The sequence below is a fragment of the Rhodopirellula maiorica SM1 genome (genome assembly GCF_000346295.1).
GTDB classification, from domain to species: Bacteria; Planctomycetota; Planctomycetia; order Pirellulales; family Pirellulaceae; genus Novipirellula; species Novipirellula maiorica.
Genome location: NZ_ANOG01000895.1, coordinates 1 through 4432, shown reverse-complemented (window position 1 = coordinate 4432; position 4432 = coordinate 1). Strand labels below are relative to the sequence as shown.

Annotated in this window: 2 protein-coding genes; both read right to left on the bottom strand. The window is 55.8% G+C overall.

Going from position 1 to position 4432, the window contains the following annotated elements:
• Nucleotides 1-176: 176 nt before the first annotated feature.
• Nucleotides 177-1130: a GGDEF domain-containing protein gene (locus RMSM_RS28420; protein ID WP_008705375.1), complete on the bottom strand. Its 954-nt coding sequence runs from the start codon at nucleotides 1128-1130 to the stop codon at nucleotides 177-179.
• A 123-nt stretch (nucleotides 1131-1253) separates the two neighbouring features.
• Nucleotides 1254-4391 carry a serine/threonine-protein kinase gene (locus RMSM_RS28415; RefSeq protein WP_008705372.1) on the bottom strand — a complete coding sequence of 1046 codons (3138 nt, stop codon included), beginning with the start codon at nucleotides 4389-4391 and terminating at the stop codon, nucleotides 1254-1256.
• Between the last annotated feature and the right edge of the window lie 41 nt (nucleotides 4392-4432).

Genomic DNA, 4432 nt, shown 5'->3' with positions numbered 1-4432 from the left:
CCACTGGGCGGGTGGCGTCTGTAGCGGTGCGGCGCAAGCCGCCCGGTCTAAACCGAACGTTTTACTCGCTTCAACCGGACGGCTCGCGCCGTGCCGCTACCAAAGTAGATGGCATTGGACGTCCGCCCGCAATAACAAATGAGCATGATGACAGGCTGGAAGCCTATCCCACAGGGTTAACCGCACACGCGGTTTCGCCCCGAGCGTTTGGCTTCGTAGAGCTGCTGGTCTGCCGCACCTAATAATCCGCTGACAGACTTTGGTTTGCTAGGATTCAAGACGGCGAAACCGAAGCTGGCCGTGATCGGCAACGCTCCGGCGGCAGTGTCAAAGGGAGCATCGGCCACCGCATGCCGACATCGTTCTGCCATCTCGCGGGCGTCTTCGTGCCCGGTCGCCGCCAACAGCAAACAGAATTCTTCGCCACCGTACCGAGCCAGCAGATCGTCGCTGCGACAGATCTCACCCACGCGAATTCCGAAGGTTCGCAGCACTTCGTCGCCGACCAAGTGCCCGTAGGTGTCGTTGATCGATTTGAAGTGATCGATGTCGAGCATCACGACCGACAACTCCATGTTTGCGCGAGTCGAACGAGCGATTTCACGGTTCAACGCTTCCATCAAGTAGCGTTTGTTCATCGTCCCGGTCAACGCGTCACGCGTCATCGCGCTATAGACGGTCTCGTGGTATTGAGTCTCGACACAACCCGCGGACAAGAAGCGAAACAGAAAGCTCCCAATCCGAATTGTGTCGCCGCTTCGCAATGAGCAATCGGATTGAACTGGCTTTTCGTTGACGAAGGTTCCGTTTGTACTGCCGAGATCGCGGACCAAATATCCTTCTTGCCCTCGGATCAGCATCGCATGTTGACGCGAAACGCTGTTGTCGAACAAGGGCAGATCGGTCTCGGGCGACCTGCCGATCGAAAATTCGTGCTCTTCCAACAACAACATGCCTTCGATCACATCCGGTGGATAGATTTGAACCAAACAGCATTCGTCTTCGGCTGGACTCGGATCAACAAGCCGCTGTCGTCGCAGCGTTGCCTCGGTCAAGTCCACGCCGCTTTGGGGCGATGATATGGGGGCCGCTTTGATCGAATCGTGGCTGATAGAGGCAGAGTTTGTCATGTCGTTCGGTTCTTGATCTAAATCGCAAGGCAAGCGAATGGGCGTGACATCGCCTGCTAATGTAGGATTGCTTTTCCAAACATGGGTTACGCTCCGCCAAAACGAGCACTCGAAGGAGGGCTTTCACTCGGACGTGGATGATTCGATGTCGATCAAGTCGATGTTGTCGATTCTGCCGATTCCTTCGCTCGTCGACGAAGCTAGCTGAAGGGCGGCAATCGCATCGCTTAGTTGGTCAAGCTGTTGAGTTTGGTGGTCGCTAAGCGGTTGATCGGCTATCCAGCGGTGACGGCGTACGACGGATTCGATGTGTTTGGCGGCCGCATCCTCGTCATCTTGGTTTGCGTGGTGCTTCGCGAGCAGCATTTCGGATCGCATCCAGATCAAAGTGTCATCGATCGTCAACGATTGATGGTCCATCAGAATCTCAAATGCCGAAGCCGCCTTTTGTGCATGTTCCATTGATTCAGTGGCATCGACGTTCTCGCCGGCCTCATGGTCCATCGTCACCATCGCCAATGCATGATGTGTCTGGGCATACCGCCGCAAACGATCGGCCGTCACCTCTTCTCGCAGCAATGCTTCGTAGGTTTGCAGTGATTGTCTCAGCAGTCGAGTTGCCAAAGCGGGATTACGATTGCTGGCGTTGGCCAATAACTGTCCGAGATTGTTCTCGGCGGTTGCTAAATTGACGCGGTAAAATCCATCATCATCCGTCAAACGCCATGCGGTTTCCAGTTTCTGAATTGACGCTTCGAAATCCGTTGTTGCGTCATCGCGGCGACCTATCGCAACCAAGCCGTTGCCGCGTTGCAGCATCGCGTGTGCGAGCGATTGAAGGTAGTCGATGCGGTTCGGATCGACCGCTAACCAGTCGTTCAAGTCGCCGATCAAAATCGACCAATGTTCGACCGCACGGCGGTGCTGACCATCGCTGGTCAATCGCCGACAGTTCTCGGTTTGAATGCTTTCCGACAATCGGCGGTTGCCAATTGTGTCGTGCCGCTGGGCCAATTCACGCGCAACGCGAATGGCATTCTCGTACGAGGTTTCACTCCAAGGCCAATCAGTCGGCTGATTCGTTGTCATCGCGAAACGCACTGCCATTTCCAAGCGAACCAGCGCCGACGCCGCTCGTGCCACGAATGGATCTAAGCTGCGGACATCATCATCGCTCGTGACACTTTGGTGTGGGGCATTCAAGTGCGGATCGACGATGCGAGTTAACCAAGCACGTGCCTCGGAAACCCGGTCATAGGTAGGCAATCTGGCCGCGGGTTGATCGCGGTCGATGGTGGATAGAGTGTCGCGGATCGCTGCAGATTCAGACCGCGGGATCTCTGCGGGATCGACAACATTCCTTGTCTCGATGTTTCCTAACAACAATCGTCCGATCAGCGAATGGATGCGTTCCAGTTCGAACCGTCGTTGGAGTGAATTGTTGGAACTGTGAACTGGATCGGTCAAGTTTGCCGAGGAGACGCGTGTCACCGTGAACCCCGGTTGTTGCGGTTTGCCAGTTTGTAAAAGTCGCTCGGCGGCATGGTAGTGCTGCTGTGCTTGTTCCGGTTTCCCAGTCAAGCGATACAGATCTCCCAATCGTAGCGATGCCTTCACACGTTCCAGCAATGCAAGTCGATCTGTGTGATGGGATGATGTCTGGGAACGCTCGGAAACGGTGCCTCTGACATTATCGTCGGACACGTTTGATGAAGCGAGGTTTTGCTGAGCGATGCGATCATATTGAGCGATCGCGCGCTCTAACATTTCGGACCGCAGCGTTGCCATACCCGGATAAAACTGAAGCGAACCACTTAATTCCACCAACCACGTGTCGGTCGCATCGCGGGCTTCGGCAAGGCTCAGAATGGCTTCGTGGTGAGCTTGCTGAGCTTCGATGCGGGCTCTTTGTTCGGCCCGGTGCGATTGTTTAATCACAATGCTGAATAGGATCGCGGCCACCAGCAATACGGATCCACAAATTGCGATCGAAGCGGCTATCCCTTGATGATGTCGACACCAACGCACTCCACGCTGAACCGCACCCTCGCGATGGACCGAGACCGCATCGCCGGCAATAAAACGCCGCACGTCGCTGGCCAATTGGTCTGCACTGCGGTAGCGGTCCTCGGGCGCGGCGGACATCGCCGTGTTGACGATTGACACCAAAGGTGAAGGAGTCCGCGGCTGGACGGTTCGTAGGTCCGCAAAGGAAGCGTTTTTTACTTGTTCCAGAATCTTATCGACCGGTTGGCCGTGATACGGATGGCGGCCCGCGATGATCGTGTAAAGGATCACGCCCAGCGAGTAGATGTCGGAGGCCCGATCAATTTTGGAAATGGCTCCGGCGGCCTGTTCGGGAGCCATGTAAGCGGGTGTACCCACAACGGTTCCATCCGGTTCGATCATCGACGAGACTTCCGCGTCCGATCGAGAATCTCGTTGGGGAATTTGGTCAGTCGAGGTCGCAGACGGTGTGACGACCGATTGGGCTAATCCCCAATCCAGTACGACCGTTTCTGCGAAGTCGCTGATCATCACGTTGGATGGTTTCAGATCGCGATGGATCACGCCACGTTGATGGGCGTAGGCGACGGCGTTACAGACGTCGACGAACCGCTGAAGCAGAGGCTCAAGCGACTCGCCGAATTGGAACCGAGTCTGTCGACGTTTCGCAGTTTGGTTTTGATGATGCTGTGTGATAAATTCGCTTAGTGTGACCCCTTCGAGCAACTTCATGACATAGAAAGCGTCTCGCCGATCGCCCATTTCGTGGACCGGTACGATCCCTGGATGCTGAAGTTGGCTGGTCACTCTGGCTTCATGCAAAAAACGCTGGCGTTCTTGCTCGGTCACTTCGTCGGCATCGGTAAACCGCTTGACCGCTACTTCGCGATCCAATTGATGATCGACCGCTCGTTCGACGATCCCCCATCCGCCTCGCCCAACCTCGCCAACACTTTCGTATCGCGATGCGATTGCAGGGGCGTCGCGTGTGACGCGGGGCGAATCAGCAATGGAATCCGCATCGGTAGCCGGCGAAGCGTTGGGATTCGATCCAATCGTGGCATCATGAACGGGCGTGGGCTCAGACGCGGGACGCGAGCGTCCGCGACGTGAACGCGAGCGGTTTTTTCGTGATGAGCTTGTCTCTCGTTCGACTGCATCGCTGTGGCGAGGTTCGGAATCATGCTCGATCACACTCGGCGGATCGCGGTGTCGGCTGGTGGAATCCGAGAAATTTGAATCCGAGTTTTTCATACCAACCGCAATATCGAAACCACACGCTGCCCCAAAGTCCA